The organism is Oceanispirochaeta crateris, assembly GCF_008329965.1.
Taxonomy (GTDB): domain Bacteria; phylum Spirochaetota; class Spirochaetia; order DSM-2461; family DSM-2461; genus Oceanispirochaeta; species Oceanispirochaeta crateris.
The window spans coordinates 1,134,877-1,152,818 of the sequence record NZ_CP036150.1 but is presented as its reverse complement, the minus strand read 5'-3'; the positions used below and the strand labels follow the sequence as shown (position 1 = coordinate 1,152,818).

Genomic DNA, 17,942 nt, shown 5'->3' with positions numbered 1-17,942 from the left:
AAGAGGGAAGCTTTCGCCTCCCTCTCCTGTCAGGAACGGGGGATGATTACATCATGCCGCCCATTCCGCCCATGCCACCCATTCCGCCTGCAGGAGGCATGGCGGGAGCATTTTCTTCGGGAAGATCTGTGATCGCACATTCAGTTGTGAGAAGCAGGCCTGCAATAGAGGCAGCATTCTGTAATGCACTTCTGGTAACTTTAGCAGGGTCAATGATACCCGCAGCAACCATATCGATCCATTCCATCTTGTAAGCATCAAAACCGATGCCTTTTTTCTCATTTTTGGCCTTATCGGCAATGATAGCACCATCGACACCAGCATTGACAGCTATTTGACGAATAGGCTCTTCCAAGGCTCTTTTTACAATATTGAAACCAACGACTTCTTCTGCAGTCAGGCTATCAGAAGCAACTAAGGCATTGCAGATCTGAACCAATGTCAGTCCACCACCAGGAACAATTCCTTCATCAATAGCGGCTCTAGTTGCAGAAAGAGCATCTTCTACTCTGTGTTTCTTTTCTTTTAATTCAACTTCAGTTGCAGCTCCGACATTGATTACGGCAACACCACCAGCGAGCTTAGCCAGTCTTTCCTGCAGTTTTTCTCTGTCATAATCACTTGAAGTATCATCAATCTGAGTCTTGATCTGAGAAATTCTCTCTTTGATTCCGCTTTCGGTACCTTCTCCATTGATGATGGTTGTATTTTCTTTTTCAACCTTGATCATCTTAGCTCTACCAAGCTGTTCCAGTTCGGCATTTTCGAGTTTCAGACCAATTTCTTCAGAAATTACTTCACCACCGGTCAGAATAGCAATGTCTTCCAGCATGGCTTTTCTTCTATCCCCGAAACCAGGTGCCTTAACGGCACATACATTCAGAGCTCCTCTGATAGTATTGACTACCAGGGTTGCCAAAGCTTCGCCTTCAACATCTTCAGCAATGATCAAAAGAGGTTTGCTGGACTGAGCTACTTTTTCCAGTACAGGAAGAAGTTCTTTCATATTTGAAATTTTCTTATCGTAAATAAGGATGTAGGGATTTTCCATGACTGTGGTCATGTTATCTCTATTGGCTGCAAAATAAGGAGACAGGTAACCTCTGTCAAACTGCATACCTTCTACAAAGTCTGTAGTTGTTTCGATTGTTTTTGATTCTTCTACAGTGATAACACCATCTTTTCCGACTTTTTCCATGGCATTGGCAATTTCTTCACCAATTTCATGGTCGTTGTTTGCGGAAATAGCGGCAACCTGGGAAATCTCTTCTTTGTCTTTGATTTCCTTAGCAGCTTTTTTGATTTCTGCAACGGCGTCTTCTACGGCTTTATCAATACCACGCTTGATGCCCATGGGATTGATTCCTGCAGCAACACTCTTGAGTCCTTCTTTTACAATTGAGTAGGCAAGAACTGTTGCAGTTGTTGTTCCGTCACCGGCTACATCGTTGGTTTTTGTGGCCACTTCTTTGACCAACTGGGCTCCCATGTTTTCAAAGGGATTTTCCAGTTCAATTTCACGAGCTACAGATACACCGTCTTTTGTAACAGTAGGAGCTCCAAACTTTTTGTCCAGAAGAACGTTTCTTCCTTTTGGACCCAAGGTAACTTTAACCGCGTCTGATAGTTTTTCAACACCAGACAGAAGTTTTCTACGAGCTTCTTCGTTAAACTTTAACTGTTTAGCCATAAACAATACTCTCCCTAATTTCAGGTAATTTGATTTTAGATTTTAAAAGACTTATGCAAATCTTCAGATGTAAGATACTCATTCTAATTCGATTCATCAAGAAATATTTTGCATTTCTGAATGAAAATTATTGGAATATATATGAAAAAGTTTCAGATAAAATCAGCAAAGCGGATCTCACCCGTGGATATTGTTAATCTTTCATTGTTTTTAGTATTTATGGCAACAAGAAATCCATCATCTGTGAGATCGACGATCTGAATTGATTCTGTAGCAGAATCTTCGACACTCCCAGTTTGTATTTCAATGATTTTATTCCATCCAAAGAGGTATTTCATGGCCTCATTTTTCCAATGACTGCTTTCTAGGGTATCCTTGAGAATAGGTAAGAATGCCTCGAGTATTTTAGGGGGTGTTTCTTTAACTCCCTGGAGCCTTAAAGACGTTGATTTGTGCTCTATTTCACTTGGAAAATCCATTTGAAGGCAATTGATACCTAGGCCAACCAACAAGTTGTTATTCTTATATTCACAGAGTATGCCTGATACTTTCTTATTGTCTACTAGAACATCATTGGGCCATTTGAGAATGGCATTCAATTTATACTCATGGTTTAAAAATTTGGTCAAAGCCAAGCCACAGATGAGAGGGGCTCTCACCAGTGGGTGAGAAATTTGTTTGGGGTTCAAAATGATCGTAAATAGCAGGTTTTTGTCTTTTGCAGAGTTCCAGATTCGATTTTCACCTCTTCCTTTACCTTTTGACTGAAATCCTGCGGCAGTGAGCGTTCCATGTTCTGTCGGCACTAATAGTGACGCATCCACCATTGTAGAATCGCTTGTTTCCTTATAATATATAGGAGCCTTAAATGGATTTTGTAAATTTGAAAAAACTGAAGATTGGTTCATCTTTTGCATTATACCTGCTTCAGGTTCTCAGGAAAAGGTTGATTTTTCATGAAACATACTTTATATAACTTAACTATGTTAAAGTATTTCACTCTCTTTTTTTTTCTAATCCTACCCTTTAACGTTGCTGCCGATGCAGAAAAAGATCTTTTTAATGCCATTGCTAATCAAAATTATCCTCTTTTTGAATCTGCGCTAAACGATCTTGATGATCCAAATGTGTATGACAGCCGTGGTAGATCGGCTCTGTATCTGGCTATTTTATATAACAATGATCAGATGGCCGTGGCTCTTATAAATGCGGGTGCCAATCCTCTGGAATATGACGAAGATGGTGACTCTTTTCTTTATCTTTGCGTGCTGAGAGATATGGAGCAGACTGCCGCTGCAATGATCAGGGCGGGAGCGGATACAAATTTCATAAACCAATACGGAAACAGTATTTTAATCATGGCCATTTCGAGGAATATGGAACTAACCTCTCTTGAATTGGTTCAGCATGGAGCAGAGCCAAATACAGTTTCATCTTCAGGTGTGTCTGCTCTGCTTCTTTCTGTTCAGAAGGGATTAAGAGAAACTGCAGAGGCTCTAGTTAAACGAGGAGCCGAGGTTAATCTCATGGATTCCAGAGGTTATACTCCCCTCATGTATGCGACATGGAGACAGTATGAGACACTCAGAGATCTCCTCATTGCTCATGGTGCCGTTGAATGAAAAAAATCTCCAATTAAGATCTTGATCAAAGAGTCAAATCCCTGTATATTTATTCATCCTTACCGAATATATATACGGATGGAGAGGTATGAACAGTAGAACCGGACGCTTGAAGTCCATAAAACGGATAATAAACGAATATCACATCACGAGTCAGGAACAGCTCCTTGCCTTCCTTGAAAAAGAAAATGTCAGTGTTACCCAGGCGACTCTGTCCAGGGATCTGAAACTCCTCAAAGTTGGGAAAGTCTCTGATGGTAATAATGGATATTACTATACCCTTCCTAGGAACAGGAAAGAACTGGAGACAACCCAGCAGTATATCAATGACATTACCAGGGGATTCCTCACCGTAAGCTTCTCTGCCAATCTATGCATCATGAAAACACTGGCTGGGCATGCCGATACAGTTGCGATAGCCCTGGACAATATGGAATTAGATGAGATTTTAGGCACCATTGCCGGGGATGATACGATTTTGATCGTCCTGAAGGAGAATCTGCCACCTCAGAAATTCATGCAAACCTTAAAAACAATCATTCCCGAACTGGAGTTAGAATAATGAAAGCTGTCATACTGGGTGCAACAGGTTATACAGGTCAAATTTTGCTCAGACAACTGAGTACTCATGAGGATATCGATTCGATTATTGCCGTGTCCTCCTCCATTGCCGGTACAAGTGTTCTTAAGTCGGACGCAGGACTCCATCCTTCTATCTTAAATAAAATGGAACTGACCAAAGGCTTATATGTAACTGTAGAAGAGGCCGTTTCATTGAAAGCCGATGTTGTTTTCTCGGCACTTCCCCACCTGGCATCAGCCCAGGTCTGTGATCCCTTTTACGATCATTCAGTCGTCATTGATTTGTCAGCCGACTTTAGGATGGAGAATCCGGAAGGTTTTTTTAAAGCCTATGGCGAATATCCTCCCCGTGCAGAGAGGCTTCCTTCCGCTGTTTATGGACTGTCAGAGGTGTACCGTGATCAGATTCGTCAATCTGACCTGATTGCCAATCCCGGATGCTATCCTACGGCCAGCCTCCTCCCTCTTATCCCTTTGTTAAAAGAGAAATTGATCAGTAAAAAAATTATTATTAATGCTCTTTCTGGAATCTCCGGTGCGGGAAAGAAGGCCAAAACTTCAAATTTACTGGTGGAAAGGTCAGAAAACATCTGTGCATATGCCCCTGGTACGACCCATAGACACTCCATGGAAATACTCAAGGAAGTCAAAAAGGTTTCTTCACAGGGATCTGTTTTATTTGTACCCCATCTTGTTCCAATGAAAAGAGGAATGGCAATTACTATCAGCTGTGAGCTGAAAGAAGAAATCAGTAATGCATCGATGAATAATCTATATCAGTCGTTTTATAAGGACTCACCCTTTGTGAAGACCGTTTTTCCGGCTATTCCAGAAACAAAACAAGTTTGGGGATCAAACCGTTGTGATATCAGCTGGCACCGTGAAGGAAAGGATTTGATTCTTTTTTCAGTCATTGACAACCTGATTAAGGGCGCCAGTGGCCAGGCAATTCAAAATATGAATATCCGGTTTGGGCTGGATGAAATAGCCGGCTTAAGGCTTCATGGAGAAATTTGATGAGCATCTTCGTTATCAAGGCTGGTGGACGCTCCGCTGAGTCTTCCGAGTCCATTGCTGCACTCGCTGTTGAAATAGGTGATTTGGTCCAGAAGGGTCATCATATTGTCTTTGTTCACGGTGGAGGAGCCGCTGTTTCAGCTATTCAGAAGCAGTATGAACTTGAACCCCGTTTTATAGATGGTAAAAGACTAACCTCCGCCAGGGAAATGGATCTTGTCGATATGGGTCTCTCGGGCTTGATGAATACTCATCTTGTGAGGATCTTCCAAACTGCCGGACTGAAACCTGTGGGACTGTCAGGAGCTGACGGATCCCTATTCCTTTCCACAGATGCCACTGGAGCAGATGGAAACGAGAATAGAACCGGATCGGTCTCCAAGGTTAATCCTACTTTGATTCATTTGCTCTTAGAACATGAGTATTTTCCCGTAATATGTTCTGTTAGTACTGATTCTTGCGGAAGAGGTATGAACATAAATGCTGATGAAGCTGCTTTAGCACTTGCTGTGGCTCTTAATGCAGAGTCTCTTATTTTTATTTCTGATATACCAGGAATCCTCATTGAAGGAACTGTGGTTCCTTCAATGAATGAACAATTTATTGAGGATTCCATCGGTAATGGAGAAATTCAGGGAGGAATGATACCAAAGGTCAGATCTTCTCTGGAAGCCATCCGACAGGGAGTGCATAACATCCAAATCAGTAACTATGAAAATCAGGGGGATTTGTCAAAAATAATCGCCCGCATAAAAGGGACCTGTATTACCCTGGAGGATAAATAATGCAACCTTATATTATTGAAAAACCGCATCTTACAAAGAATTTCTCAGATAAATTTCTTTTGATTGAATCTGGAAAAGGTTCTTATGTTTACGATAAAGGCGGTAAAGAATACCTGGATTTTGGTTCCGGTATCGCCGTCAATTCTCTTGGGTATGGAAGGGAAGACCTGGCCAAAGCCGCCTATGATCAGATGAAAAAACTGATACATGTTTCAAATCTCTACACAACCGGTCCCACCGTTGAACTGGCTGAGAGACTCGTCAAAACTGGTGACTTTACAGCCGTTCATTTTGGAAACAGCGGATCAGAAGCGAATGAAGCTGCGTTAAAATATGCACGGCTTTATGGAAAAAATAAAAAAGGCCCGGAGTCTGTTGGATTTGTGTCTTTCAGCAATGGTTTTCACGGCCGGACTATGGGCTCATTGAGTGTCACAGCCACTGAAAAATATAAAGCTCCCTTTTCTCCACTCCTTTCAGACTGCGTAATTCTTCCCTATAACGATCCGGAGTCCTTAAAGACAATCAAGTATCCCCAAAATGTAGCAGGCATTATTGTTGAGGTTATTCAAGGTGAAGGCGGTCTGGTCAGTCTATCGAAGGAGATGATTAGCGCGTTAAATAGCTATTGTGAAAAATATGACATTATTCTTATAGCAGATGAAGTGCAAACCGGTGTAGGAAGGACGGGTTCATTTTTTGCTTCCCTAGAGGCGGGATTGCATGCAGATATTATCACCTTGGCAAAACCATTGGCTGGTGGACTTCCTCTTTCCGCGACACTTATTCCTGCAAAAGTGAATGATCTCTTACATCCTGGAGACCATGGAACTACCTTTGGTGGTGGTCCTGTTACTTCTGTGGTGGCTATGTCTGTTCTAGATATCATTCAGGCTCCTGGTTTCTTACAAGATGTTCAGGATAAGGGTCTGTATTTGGATAATGAACTGAATAAGTCTTTGAAAGAACTGGGACTTCGGGGTGAAATTTTGGGGAAAGGTCTTCTAAAAGGTTTGAAAATTCCTTCAATAGAACCGGAAAAAATAGGTCAGTTGTTGAATTCCTGTCAGGATCAGGGACTACTGGTATTAAGGTCGGGACAAAATGTAATAAGAATGGCCCCGCCTTTGACAATTAGTGAAAAAGAACTCCAGAAGGGAGTCTCTATATTATTTAAAGTTATCAAGGAGATTTTATGAGCGGACAACCGATCAAAAAGATAGCCCTCGCCTATTCTGGAGGACTGGACACATCCATTATCATTCAATGGCTAAAAGAAAACTATGATAATGCAGAAGTCATCGCCATCTGTACCAATGTAGGTCAGGATGAAAATTGGGATGGAATGGAACAAAAGGCTTTGAATGCGGGAGCTTCAAAATATTTTCTAGCCGACCTCAGAGAAGAACTTACCAAAGACTATATCTATCCCATGGTAAGAGCCGGTGCAATTTATGAAGGTCAATACCTTCTTGGTACCTCCATTGCTAGACCGATTCAGGCTAAATATCAAGTGGATATTGCTCTTCAGGAAGGCTGTGATGCTTTATGTCACGGATGTACGGGAAAAGGGAACGATCAGGTTCGTTTTGAATTAACCTACAAGGCCCTGGCTCCTCATCTTAAAGTGATTGCTCCCTGGAGAATCTGGGACATTCATTCCAGAGAAGATGCCATTGAGTATGCTGAAAATCACGGGATTGATCTTGGAGACATTTCCAAAAAGAATATTTATTCTAGAGACTGGAATATCTGGCATATGAGCCATGAAGGTGGCGATTTGGAAGATCCCTGGAACAGACCTCAGGAATCCATGTTTAAGCTGACAAAAGCACCCAAGGATGCCCCTGAACAAGAAGAGGAAATCACTATTGATTTTGAAAAAGGAATTCCTGTTGCCGTGAATGGTAAGAAGATGGGTCCCTATGACCTTCTTCAAGAGCTCAATGCAAAGGCATCTGCCCATGGTATTGGTAGAGTGGACATAGTAGAAACCAGACTGGTTGGCATGAAGAGCCGTGGTGTTTATGAAACTCCTGGCGGTACCCTGCTGCATCAAGCTCTAAGGGATCTGGAAATGTTTACAATTAACAATGATGCACTTCATCTTAAGCATAAACTGGCCCTGGATTATGCCGATCTTGTTTATGCCGGTAAATGGTACACAACTAGTCGTTATGCTCTGGAAGAATTTATGAAAAAAACAACAGAGTTCACCACCGGGTCAGTTAGAATGGTGATGTATAAGGGGAATGCTTTTGTCGCGGGAAGAAAATCTCCCTATGCTCTGTACCTTGAAGATCTGGCCTCCTTTGGTGAGTCCAGCTACGATCATCATGATGCAGAAGGTTTTATCAACCTTTACGGCTTGTCCACAGGGGTTACTGCAATGGTACAGAAGCAATTACAGGATGATTCAGGACAAGCTCTTAAGATCAAGGGTACTGCCGCTTCCTTCCATGATAAATAAAAATTAAAATTTTAATTAAAAAAGGCCTGTTCATCCAGTATGCAGGCCTTTTTTTATTATGCCTTCATGATTTCTAGTACAAAGCTATTGAACGCTTAAGCCCGCCACCTTATTATGAAATGAATAAAACCAGGGGGAGTATGATGTCAATTCAATTTCACAACCTAGATACAGTAAAAAGCTATAAAACCTTATTGAAGAGAGCCGGAGACATCAAGGTCGGGTCTTTTCTTACCGCTGAGGGAATTCAAAACTCTAATATCGATGCAGGAGGAGGACTCAGCTACAATTATGCTGCCAAGGCTGTGGATGAACAGTTGATTTCTCAACTGCAGGATTTAGCGGATGAACAGCAGGTCATAGAAAAGTATAAAGCTCTTTTAAGTGGAACAATTATTAATACAGGTGAAAATAGAATGGTCCTTCATCAGCTGACAAGAGGAGAGCTCAACGGCAAGGTCGTCTATGATGGTAAAGATCAAAGACAATTCTATATTTCTCAATTAAAACGCATACAATCTTTTGCTCATAAGGTTCAAAAAGCTGAGATAAAGGGATCAACAGGGAAACCATTTGATACGGTCGTTCAGATTGGAATCGGTGGCTCTGACTTAGGTCCTCGGGCTCTATATCTTGCTTTGGAGAACATGAGCACTCCCCTGCTAAAAGCTCATTTTATTTCCAATGTAGACCCAGATGATGCCAATGCTGTACTCAAAAATTTAAATCTAGAGACAACTCTATTTATTTTGGTTTCAAAATCCGGGACAACACAGGAAACACTTGCCAACAGAAATTTTGTCATTGAGAAATCTAGGCAGGCAAATATTTCCGGTTTCAATCCAGCGGCGCATATGATTGCTGTTACCAGTGAAACCAGCCCCTTAGCAGGATCATCGGATGTTTTAGACTCCTTTTATATGGATGATTTTATAGGTGGAAGATATTCCAGTACGTCTGCTGTTGGTGGAGCCGTATTATCATTGGCATTTGGATATGATGTATTTGAACAGATTCTTGAAGGAGCTTCCGAGGCCGATGCCCTTGCGTTAAATAGCAATATCAAAAAAAATGCGTCCTTAATGGATGCTATGCTTGGTATTTTTGAAAGGAATGTCCTTGGATATCCCAGCACTGCTGTACTTCCCTATAGTCAGGCCCTATCACGATTTCCGGCTCATCTACAACAGATGGATATGGAAAGCAATGGCAAATCGGTATCCAGGGATAATATTCGTTTGAACTACTCAACAGGTCCTGTCATCTTTGGAGAGCCGGGTACGAATGGTCAGCACTCCTTTTACCAGCTCCTTCATCAGGGAACCGATATCATTCCTCTCCAATTCATTGGTTTTAAAAAATCACAAATCAATTCTGATTTGGATTATGAAGGATCCACTAGTCAGCAAAAACTAAAAGCCAATCTTGTCGCTCAAGTTGTTGCCTTTGCCAGAGGAAGTTTCAGTTCAAATACAAACAAGAATTTTGAAGGCGGTAGACCATCTTCCCTTATTCTTGGTGAACAACTAACAGCAAAATCACTGGGTGCTCTTTTGGCCCATTTTGAAAATAAGGTCATGTTTCAGGGTTTTGTTTGGAATCTGAATTCCTTTGATCAGGAAGGAGTTCAACTAGGGAAAGTTTTAGCAAAACAGGTATTATCCGGAGGGGATGATATGGATGTTATTTTGAAAGGATTTGCAGATCTTCTTGAAATATAAACCATTAGAAAAAGATAGCCAGTGTTTTTCACTGGCTATCTTTACTATTACTTATTTTTCTTATCAGCTGTATCCATCATTGTTATAGGCTGTTGAGTAGCCTCAAGAACATCCCTCCACAAGGGGCTTTCCGGATCAACCCGGTTCTTTTTACTGACTGCCATCTGAATCGGAACATGAACAAAACAATTATTCCATTCAGAGATAAGCATTGCAGTTCTGCCCGTCATGGCTGCATGAACGGCATTGGCGCCCAGCCTGGCACAGTAAAGTGAGTCGTTGGGATTCGCCTTGGAAGCCCGTATCATATAGCTTGGGTCAATGTATTTGAGATTGGCTTCGCGTCCGATGGATTTAAAGTGAGAGATGATTGAATCCTTGAGGAACAGACCAATATCAGCCAGTTTTTTGTTCCCGCTGGGATCCTTTTCTCCTGTCTCTTTTAGAAGTTCCTGGCCAGCTCCTTCTGCCACAAGTATTACAGCGTGTTTTCTTCGGTCCAGCCTTCTTTCCAACTGTTTTAAAAGACCCCTTTCACCATCTAGCCTAAAGGGAACTTCGGGAATCAAGCAAAAATTGACATCACTCGTAGCAAGAGTTGTATGGGCTGCAATGAATCCGGCTTCACGGCCCATTACCTTTACAAGACCCATTCCATCAATAGCTGATTTTGCTTCGACATGAGCGGCATGAACCGCTGCCTCGGCCTTGGATACGGCAGTATCAAAACCAAAAGACTTATCAATAAAACTAATGTCATTATCAATTGTTTTGGGAACTCCCACAACGGTGATTTTTAGGTTCCGTCTTTCGATTTCCTCTGTTACTTCCAAGGCACATCGTTGAGTTCCATCGCCGCCAATTGTAAAAAGCATATTCATATTCAGCTGTTCAAGAGCATCTACAATTTTGATGACATCCGAGCCTCCCCTAGCGGATCCCAGGATACTTCCTCCCATGTTATGAATATCATCTACGATATCCGGGTCTAATGTTTTTACGGGTAGGTTACTCTCGGGCATAAAACCAACATATCCATACTGGACGCCTGAAATCCTTCTTACGTTGTATCTCTGCCACAGCGTTCTTACTATGGCTCTTATTACCCCGTTCAGACCAGGGCACAAGCCGCCGCAAGTTACAATACCTGCATGAATATGACCTGGATTAAAAAACACTTTCTCTCTTGGACCGGCCATCTCCAATGCATACTCATAGACGTTTTTTTTGTCCTGATTATCACCTTTTATAACAGAGTGAAGTACGTATTGATCATCTCTGACGAAGTTGGCTATACGGTCGCCTTGTATATTTGAAAAAGGCATGGGAGAGGGAATTTTACAATCACCAATTTTTTTAATTCTAAAATCAAATTCATTACTCACAGAATCCTCCATATGAAAGGTCCTAAATATATTAAAATTTTCTATAATAGATATTAACATTTTAAAGAAAATAAAATTAGTGTACAATCATTTTATTCTTTTTAATTGCTATGCATTAAAGAATCCATTTATTTATGACTCTTTCTTTGCAGTTTTCCTAGATTACTCTATAATGAAATATATCCATCAAAAAATCAGGAATACAATATGAACAAAAGCTGCGAAGAGATTCTGGAATACCTTCCCGAATATGAAACACAGGTTGATAAGTTCAAAGAAAGCCTTCTGACTAACTTGATCATGCTGAGTGAGATTCCGGCTCCCACTTTTGAGGAACAAGAAAGAACTAGGTTTTTATTGAATCGTTTTACAGAATACAATCTTTTAAATTGTTCAGAAGATGAGAAAGGAAATGCTTTAGGCATCATTCCTGGAAAATCAAGAGATAGTAATATTCTTGTTGTAGCTCATTTGGACACCTTATTTCCATCCAATGTGGACCATACAATTACTGTACAACCTGATCAGGTCATTGGGCCGGGTGTAGGTGATAACGGTCTTGGACTAGCCACACTGGCTACTCTGCCTATGATTCTGGAAAAATTAAACATTGAGTTTGAATCAAACCTAATCCTCATGGGAACCGCCCGCAGTCTGGGACCGGGAGATATTGAAGGTATCCGTTTCTTTCTTGATAATTTTAAAAAACCCATCACGGCTGGTATCTGTATCGAGGGTGTCAAATTGGGCCGTTTAAGCTACTCCTCTATTGGGATGCTTCGGGGCGAATTGAAATATCAGGTTCCCGAAGAGTACGACTGGACCAGATTCAGTTCCGTTGGAGCCATCGTCAATATGAACGAACTGATTAATAAAATACTAGAAATACCTCTGCCTAGAAAACCCAAAACAAGCATCATGCTTGGATCTATCAGAGGAGGAACTTCATATAACACCATTCCGACAAAAGCCTCTTTAAAGTTTGAGATTCGAAGTGAATCGGATGAAATGGTAGAAGATATTGCCATTCGCATACGCTCCCTTGCAGATGAAATGACTTCCATGACTGGAGCCATGGTCAAGTTTATTGAGATGGCTCGAAGGAAGCCTGGTGGTACTCAATTTTCACATTCTTTAAACAAGACTAGTCGAGCTATCCTGGAACATTTGGGAGTCACTCCCCGTCTCTCTCCCAGTACCTCAGAACTTTCTGCCTTCATTGATAAAAAAATTCCGGCAGTGACGATAGGTCTCACCAATGGTGAACGTTTTGGCGAGATGGACGAAATGATACAAATAGAACCCATGAAGAAAGGGATTGCTCAACTAATAGCTCTGCTTCAGGCAGTTGATAAGGGGTATTGCAGTGAAAATTAACTCATGGCTAAAAGACAACACATACCATCATTCCAATTTTGAAGATCTTAAAGAACTCATTGAAGAGAAGGAAAAACAAGGACTGACAATTTCTCTTTGTATACCAACGCTGAACGAAGAAAAGACCATTGGTAAAGAAGTAGTCATGTTCAAATCAGAACTCATGAACAGATATCCTCTGCTCGATGAAATAGCGGTCATTGACTCAGGTTCTGATGATAAGACCCTTGAGATTGCCTCATCTTTTGGTGCGGATACATATCTGGCGTCAGATATTCTTCCTGATCTTGAGCCTATGAAAGGCAAAGGTGAAAATCTTTGGAAAGCGATTTATCAGCTCAAAGGGGATATCATCGTTTACATCGATGCAGATATAAAAAATATTCATCCCCGTTTTGTGTATGGCATGGTTGGGCCGCTGATCAAACGTCCCGAAGTTCAATATGTAAAGGCATTTTATGACCGTCCTCTGGCGTTTTCAGACAGTATCAGGCCATCAGGGGGCGGTCGTGTAACCGAAATATTGACGCGGCCCCTCTTTTCGCTATTTTTTCCGGAATTAACAGCGATTATTCAACCTCTGTCTGGAGAGTATGCAGTTAGGCGGGAAGTCCTTGAAAGCATACCATTCCCTATTGGGTATGGTGTTGAAACGTCTCACATTCTTGATGTCTATCACCAGTTTGGAATGAGTGCTTTTGCTCAAACAGATCTGGATCAGCGTGTGCATCGGAATCAGACGACCAGAGCTCTTGGGAAAATGTCTTTTGGGATACTTCAAACATTTCTCAATAGATTGCTTCAGTATGGTATGATTCAGGATGTTGTTGATTTACCAACCATTTTCAGACAGTTTCAAGTGAAAGATGAAATTTTCGAAGCGGTAGAATACAACATCCCAGAAGCCGAACGTCCTCCCATGAATACCATAGCCGAATATCAGAAACTGAATCGAGGAAAGAAATAAAGATGATTGAATTGAATAACGTTTCATTTTCCTATGAAAGTGAAGAATTAGCAGTATTCAAAGATATAACACTCCAATTGCCAGCTGGTATGACAACTCTTGTCGGTCAAAATGGAACGGGAAAAAGTACTCTCTTGCTACTGGCTGGGGGGCGCATACGCCCCACCGCGGGATCTGTACAGGTAAATGGTATCGATACAAGTCTTATGAATGATGAAGAAAGTCGAAACAGATTGATTTCATTTATTTACCAGAATATGGAATTTGAAACGGAAGAAAAAATTGGTGCCCTCTTAGATTTTGTATATGAGCAGGGGCAGAATGATGATGGAAATTTAGTTGAAGATATCATAATGAACTTTGAATTAGATTCATGTCTTGGTAAAAGATTTCAGGAAAACAGCAAAGGGGATATGCAGAAAATATCCATTGCCTTTAGTCTTCTTTATGGTTCTCCTTACATAATGATGGATGAACCCATTTTTGCACTGGAAGACAAGTGGAAAGAGAAGATTCTTGAATATCTGGAAGATTTCGCACATAACAGAAATAAAACGTTGTACTTTTCCATACATGAATTAGATTTATCTCTAAAATACTCTGATAATGCATTACTTTTTAGTAAAGATCATTCAATCATTACTGGCCCTTCTTCTGAGGTTCTCACAAGAGATTACCTAGAAGATGCTTACCAAATTCCCATGGAGCTGCTCTATAGACGAGAAAATCTATTTCGTGAACAATTAGCTAAACCGCCTTTGCCACAGGAGTTAAGTGGTCAGAGAGTTAAAGTCATTGATTAATGATTTCTTTTTTTCGATCAGAAATAAAGGCAAGAAGAGAGCCACTTAGAAAAGTAATGAATGCTATCCATTTGAATGATTGTTCTGGTTTCTCCATCTTTTGTTCCAGATGAAGGATTTTACCCACATTCATTTTAGAAGCGCTTAATCCGTTTAAATTCATAAACAGGATTCTTTCATTGTCCTGAATGTAGCCTAAATTTCTAGATTGTATGGCAATGCGTTCAGGATCACTGCTCAATGACCCCAGGTCTTCATTTAATTGATTGTTAATTTGATTTAATTCGTTTAGATTCAACTCTAGTTGACTTCTCACCCTTTCCATTTCAATGATAGATTGAATGCCTGTTTTACCCCAAAAAAAACTGAGAACCGTATAAATGATAAGGGCAGCCATTAAAGGCCAATAATACTTCATGGTAATCATATTTATCATTTACGGATATTCTGCAAAAACCTTAACACCAGACAGGCATAATCTGGTAAAATGATATAAAATGATTGTTATATTCAACTTTTCAGGTTGGGTTTCCGATAATTCATTAAAGGTTTATTATTCTGGATACAGGAGCAGTGAATGGCCAGGGAAATAGATAACAATAATGGTGAACTTGAAAACTACGGCACATGGGTTAAAAAAGATCTCAAAGACATCCCAGGTGTTGTATCTGGATCTGTTTCTTTAGAAGAAGAAAGTCTGGATGATTTAAACTTTGATGATCTTGATTTAGACATCAACGAATCTGAAATGGACTCAGAAATGGATGATTTTAATCTAAATGATCTAGATAGAAGTGATGACTTTTTAGATTTCGAAGATGATATGATGGATACTGAAGAAGATTATGATCTTCCTGATCTTGACGATTTTGGAGATGATCTGATTTCACCAGAAGAAGAGGATGAACTCATTTCTATGGCCGAAGACAGCTGGAGTCCCTCGGACGATGCGCTGGATGAAGTTCCATGGGATAAGGATGACTCTTCCATAGATTTAGATGACGGTGATATTCAGGCCGCAGATGATTTTATGATCGATCATAATCTTGAGATCTCACAAGAGGAATCATCAACAAAGGATGACAAAATTCATTCTGATAATTCAACACAGGAATCTGAAGTAGCCCTCAGTTTGGTTGAAAAACAAACTGAATTATTAGGGAAAATAGAACAGGAATTATCAACGATTAAAAGTGAAATACTTGATATACGAAATCAATTGATCAAACAACCCTACTCTAACGATTCTAATAGCGATGAATCTGTTGATGGAAGTGGAAGTGGTTTCTTTGATGAAGATGATGACGAGTCTATCGTTCTCACTGGAGATGAGCTGGATAATATCTTCAACACCGCTGAAATGACCGTTGAAGATGTAGCGAATAATGATTTAAACCAGGAAGATCCCGGTTTATCAATTCTTTCTGAACCCGAAAATGAAGATCTTCTTGACGAGTCTTTTCTAGAAACAGAGGATCTCTCTCTGGATGATTTAACTTTTGATGATAGCGATTCAGCAGATGATGACATTGCTGTGAGTGATATAAACTTCGATGATGAAGATCTTTCACTAGACGACGATGAATTATCATTGGATGTTGAAGAGCTTTCCCTGGACGACGATGAATTATCACTGGATGACGATGAATTATCACTGGATGACGATGAATTATCACTGGATGACGATGAATTATCACTGGATGACGATGAATTATCACTGGATGACGATGAATTATCACTGGATGACGATGAATTATCACTGGATGACGATGAATTATCACTGGATGACGATGAATTATCACTGGATGACGATGAATTATCACTGGACGACGATGAATTATCACTGGATGTTGAAGAACTCTCCCTGGAAGATGAAGAGTTATCACTGGAGATCGAAGAAATATCACTAGATGACGATGAGGAGCTCTCCATAGATGATTTTTCAATGGATGATGAGATCTCTCTCGACGTCGAAGAGCAACCCTTCGACGATGAAGAACTGGTTCTTGATTTAACTGCTGATACAGCAGAAAAAGAACCGACAACTGTAAATGACTTAGATATTCTTGAACCAGAAGATGTTTCTCTAGAAGAATTCGGTTTAGATGATTCAGAGGATAAAACATCAACTAAAGAAGATATCTCTTTTGATGATATTGAAGAAATTTCTCTAGATGCGTTTGATCTTGAAGAGGATGCAGTTAGTGATCCAATAGAAGAAGATGAACCAGAAGATTTTGATTTTGACTTGAAGCTTTCAGATGAAAATGGTGATGAATATGATGAAGGAGAGATTGTTGATCTAGAGATGGACGATCCTTCTGAATCAATGGATGAGTCTTCTACAGATCTATCAGAACTGGATGAAATTACAATTTCGGATGACTTGGATGAATTTTCTGTGGAGGATCTGAAAGACTCACCTACTATCGATCTGACAGATGTTGATTCCGATGACTCTGATATCAATATAAGTCTCGATTCTTCATCTTTACCTGATGTACATGATTTTGATGATCTTGAAATAGGTGATAATGTACCAAATATTACAGAATCTGAGGATGAAATTACACTTGATATATCTGATTTTTCTGAAAATGAGACGTCTTCAAATGATGAAGACAATATGGATTTGGACGAATTGAAACTTGATGATTCTCTCGATTTGAACACAGAAATGCAAGAAGAACTAGATTCAATTGATTCTATTCTTGATCAATCAGACTCATTTTTTGAAGATGACGATGTTCTTCCTGGAACAGAAGAGATCGATCTCAATTCTCTTGAAGCATTGGCAATACCAGAAGATGAATCTTCAGAGGAAAGTGCTGATGAAACAGAGAGTATTGAAATTGATTTAGATGAAATACCTGATGATTTTGAAGGGGTTTTAACAGAACCTGAGGATTTAGAAATTGATGATATTGAAGATGATGTCATTTCTATTGATTTACCTCATGATTTGGATTCTGAAGAAGACTCTGATGATCAAATCATCGAACCTGAGGAGATTCTGGATCTTGAGATAGAAGAAGTCCCTGAAGAGTTTGAATTCAGCAGTGAAATCCCTGATGATAAATCAACGGAAGAAACTCCCACCTCTCCACAAAATGAAAAATCTATGGACGGTGCTGATTCGCTGCCCTCTGATACGAAAGAACGAAGTTTTTTAGATGATGCCAGAAATAGTGCTAGCTTGAAAAAACTTCCTCCTGAATTACGGGAAGAAATAAGGGAAATATTAACTTATATGGATCAGCTACTCGAGTCTCTCCCGGAGGAGAAAATTCAGGAATTTGCTCGTAGTGAACATTTTGAAGTCTATAAAAAGATTTTTGAGGAACTTGGAATCACTAGCTAATGGGACTACTGAATAGAGCAGCAAACTCTCAAATAGAAGAAGAAAGTGTATGGTCACAATTTTTTAACAAAGTTGAATCTATTGGTTCTAGTGTTGATTTTGCGGCTATTCTTTTTCGATATTTAACTGAGTCATTCAATATAGATAAGGCTTCTCTTTTTT

At 40.2% G+C, this 17,942-nt stretch carries 15 protein-coding genes; 11 read left to right on the top strand and 4 right to left on the bottom strand.

Annotated elements, in window-relative coordinates; genetic code table 11:
- Window positions 1-46 precede the first annotated feature (46 nt).
- Entirely contained in the window at window positions 47-1,690 is a 1,644-nt protein-coding gene (gene groL, locus EXM22_RS05230) for a chaperonin GroEL (RefSeq protein WP_149485500.1), read from the bottom strand.
- Between the two features lie 152 nt (window positions 1,691-1,842).
- A complete protein-coding gene (locus EXM22_RS05225) occupies window positions 1,843-2,598 on the bottom strand; it encodes a biotin--[acetyl-CoA-carboxylase] ligase (RefSeq protein ID WP_168203357.1) in 756 nt (251 codons plus the stop codon).
- Window positions 2,599-2,673: 75 nt separating this feature from the next.
- Here EXM22_RS05225 and EXM22_RS05220 point away from each other — a divergent pair, with 75 nt between their 5' ends.
- The 7 genes from EXM22_RS05220 (at window position 2,674) to EXM22_RS05190 (ending at window position 9,887) form a co-directional block, all read left to right on the top strand.
- Window positions 2,674-3,312 (top strand): ankyrin repeat domain-containing protein, encoded by a 639-nt coding sequence (locus tag EXM22_RS05220; RefSeq protein ID WP_168203356.1) that lies wholly within the window; start codon window positions 2,674-2,676, stop codon window positions 3,310-3,312.
- A gap of 88 nt (window positions 3,313-3,400) precedes the next feature.
- The gene (locus EXM22_RS05215) at window positions 3,401-3,874 is read left to right on the top strand and encodes an arginine repressor (protein ID WP_149485497.1); all 474 of its coding nucleotides are present in this window, start codon (window positions 3,401-3,403) and stop codon (window positions 3,872-3,874) included.
- Window positions 3,874-4,911, top strand: a complete 1,038-nt coding sequence (argC, locus tag EXM22_RS05210; protein WP_149485496.1) for an N-acetyl-gamma-glutamyl-phosphate reductase — start codon at window positions 3,874-3,876, stop codon at window positions 4,909-4,911. The genes EXM22_RS05215 and argC overlap by 1 nt, the downstream gene beginning before the upstream one ends.
- The gene (gene argB, locus EXM22_RS05205) at window positions 4,911-5,696 is read left to right on the top strand and encodes an acetylglutamate kinase (protein ID WP_149485495.1); all 786 of its coding nucleotides are present in this window, start codon (window positions 4,911-4,913) and stop codon (window positions 5,694-5,696) included. Before argC ends, argB begins: the two co-directional genes overlap by 1 nt.
- Window positions 5,696-6,895 (top strand): aspartate aminotransferase family protein, encoded by a 1,200-nt coding sequence (locus EXM22_RS05200; protein WP_149485494.1) that lies wholly within the window; start codon window positions 5,696-5,698, stop codon window positions 6,893-6,895. The genes argB and EXM22_RS05200 overlap by 1 nt, the downstream gene beginning before the upstream one ends.
- Complete coding sequence (locus EXM22_RS05195) at window positions 6,892-8,166, top strand: argininosuccinate synthase (RefSeq protein ID WP_149485493.1); 1,275 nt, start codon at window positions 6,892-6,894, stop codon at window positions 8,164-8,166. Before EXM22_RS05200 ends, EXM22_RS05195 begins: the two co-directional genes overlap by 4 nt.
- Window positions 8,167-8,315: 149 nt before the next feature.
- A complete protein-coding gene (locus tag EXM22_RS05190; protein WP_425465770.1) occupies window positions 8,316-9,887 on the top strand; it encodes a glucose-6-phosphate isomerase in 1,572 nt (523 codons plus the stop codon).
- A gap of 47 nt (window positions 9,888-9,934) precedes the next feature.
- On the opposite strand, the gene EXM22_RS05185 is transcribed toward EXM22_RS05190, so the two are convergent.
- Window positions 9,935-11,272: an ATP-dependent 6-phosphofructokinase gene (locus EXM22_RS05185; RefSeq protein ID WP_149485492.1), complete on the bottom strand. Its 1,338-nt coding sequence runs from the start codon at window positions 11,270-11,272 to the stop codon at window positions 9,935-9,937.
- A 207-nt stretch (window positions 11,273-11,479) separates the two neighbouring features.
- Between EXM22_RS05185 and EXM22_RS05180 the strand changes: the two genes are divergently transcribed.
- Genes EXM22_RS05180 through EXM22_RS05170 form a run of 3 tightly spaced genes read left to right on the top strand, consistent with a single transcriptional unit; the run spans window position 11,480 to window position 14,419 of the window.
- A complete protein-coding gene (locus tag EXM22_RS05180) occupies window positions 11,480-12,649 on the top strand; it encodes a peptidase dimerization domain-containing protein (RefSeq protein ID WP_149485491.1) in 1,170 nt (389 codons plus the stop codon).
- Window positions 12,639-13,616 (top strand): glucosyl-3-phosphoglycerate synthase, encoded by a 978-nt coding sequence (locus EXM22_RS05175; RefSeq protein ID WP_246157076.1) that lies wholly within the window; start codon window positions 12,639-12,641, stop codon window positions 13,614-13,616. The genes EXM22_RS05180 and EXM22_RS05175 overlap by 11 nt, the downstream gene beginning before the upstream one ends.
- A gap of 2 nt (window positions 13,617-13,618) precedes the next feature.
- A complete protein-coding gene (locus EXM22_RS05170; protein ID WP_149485490.1) occupies window positions 13,619-14,419 on the top strand; it encodes an ATP-binding cassette domain-containing protein in 801 nt (266 codons plus the stop codon).
- On the opposite strand, the gene EXM22_RS05165 is transcribed toward EXM22_RS05170, so the two are convergent.
- Window positions 14,409-14,855, bottom strand: coding sequence for a septum formation initiator family protein (locus tag EXM22_RS05165; protein WP_149485489.1), 447 nt, complete (start codon window positions 14,853-14,855; stop codon window positions 14,409-14,411). The genes EXM22_RS05170 and EXM22_RS05165 overlap by 11 nt on opposite strands.
- A 141-nt stretch (window positions 14,856-14,996) precedes the next feature.
- On the opposite strand from EXM22_RS05165, the gene EXM22_RS05160 reads away from it, so the two are divergent.
- Window positions 14,997-17,780 (top strand): midas domain-containing protein, encoded by a 2,784-nt coding sequence (locus EXM22_RS05160; protein WP_149485488.1) that lies wholly within the window; start codon window positions 14,997-14,999, stop codon window positions 17,778-17,780.
- The last annotated feature ends 162 nt before the right edge of the window (window positions 17,781-17,942 follow it).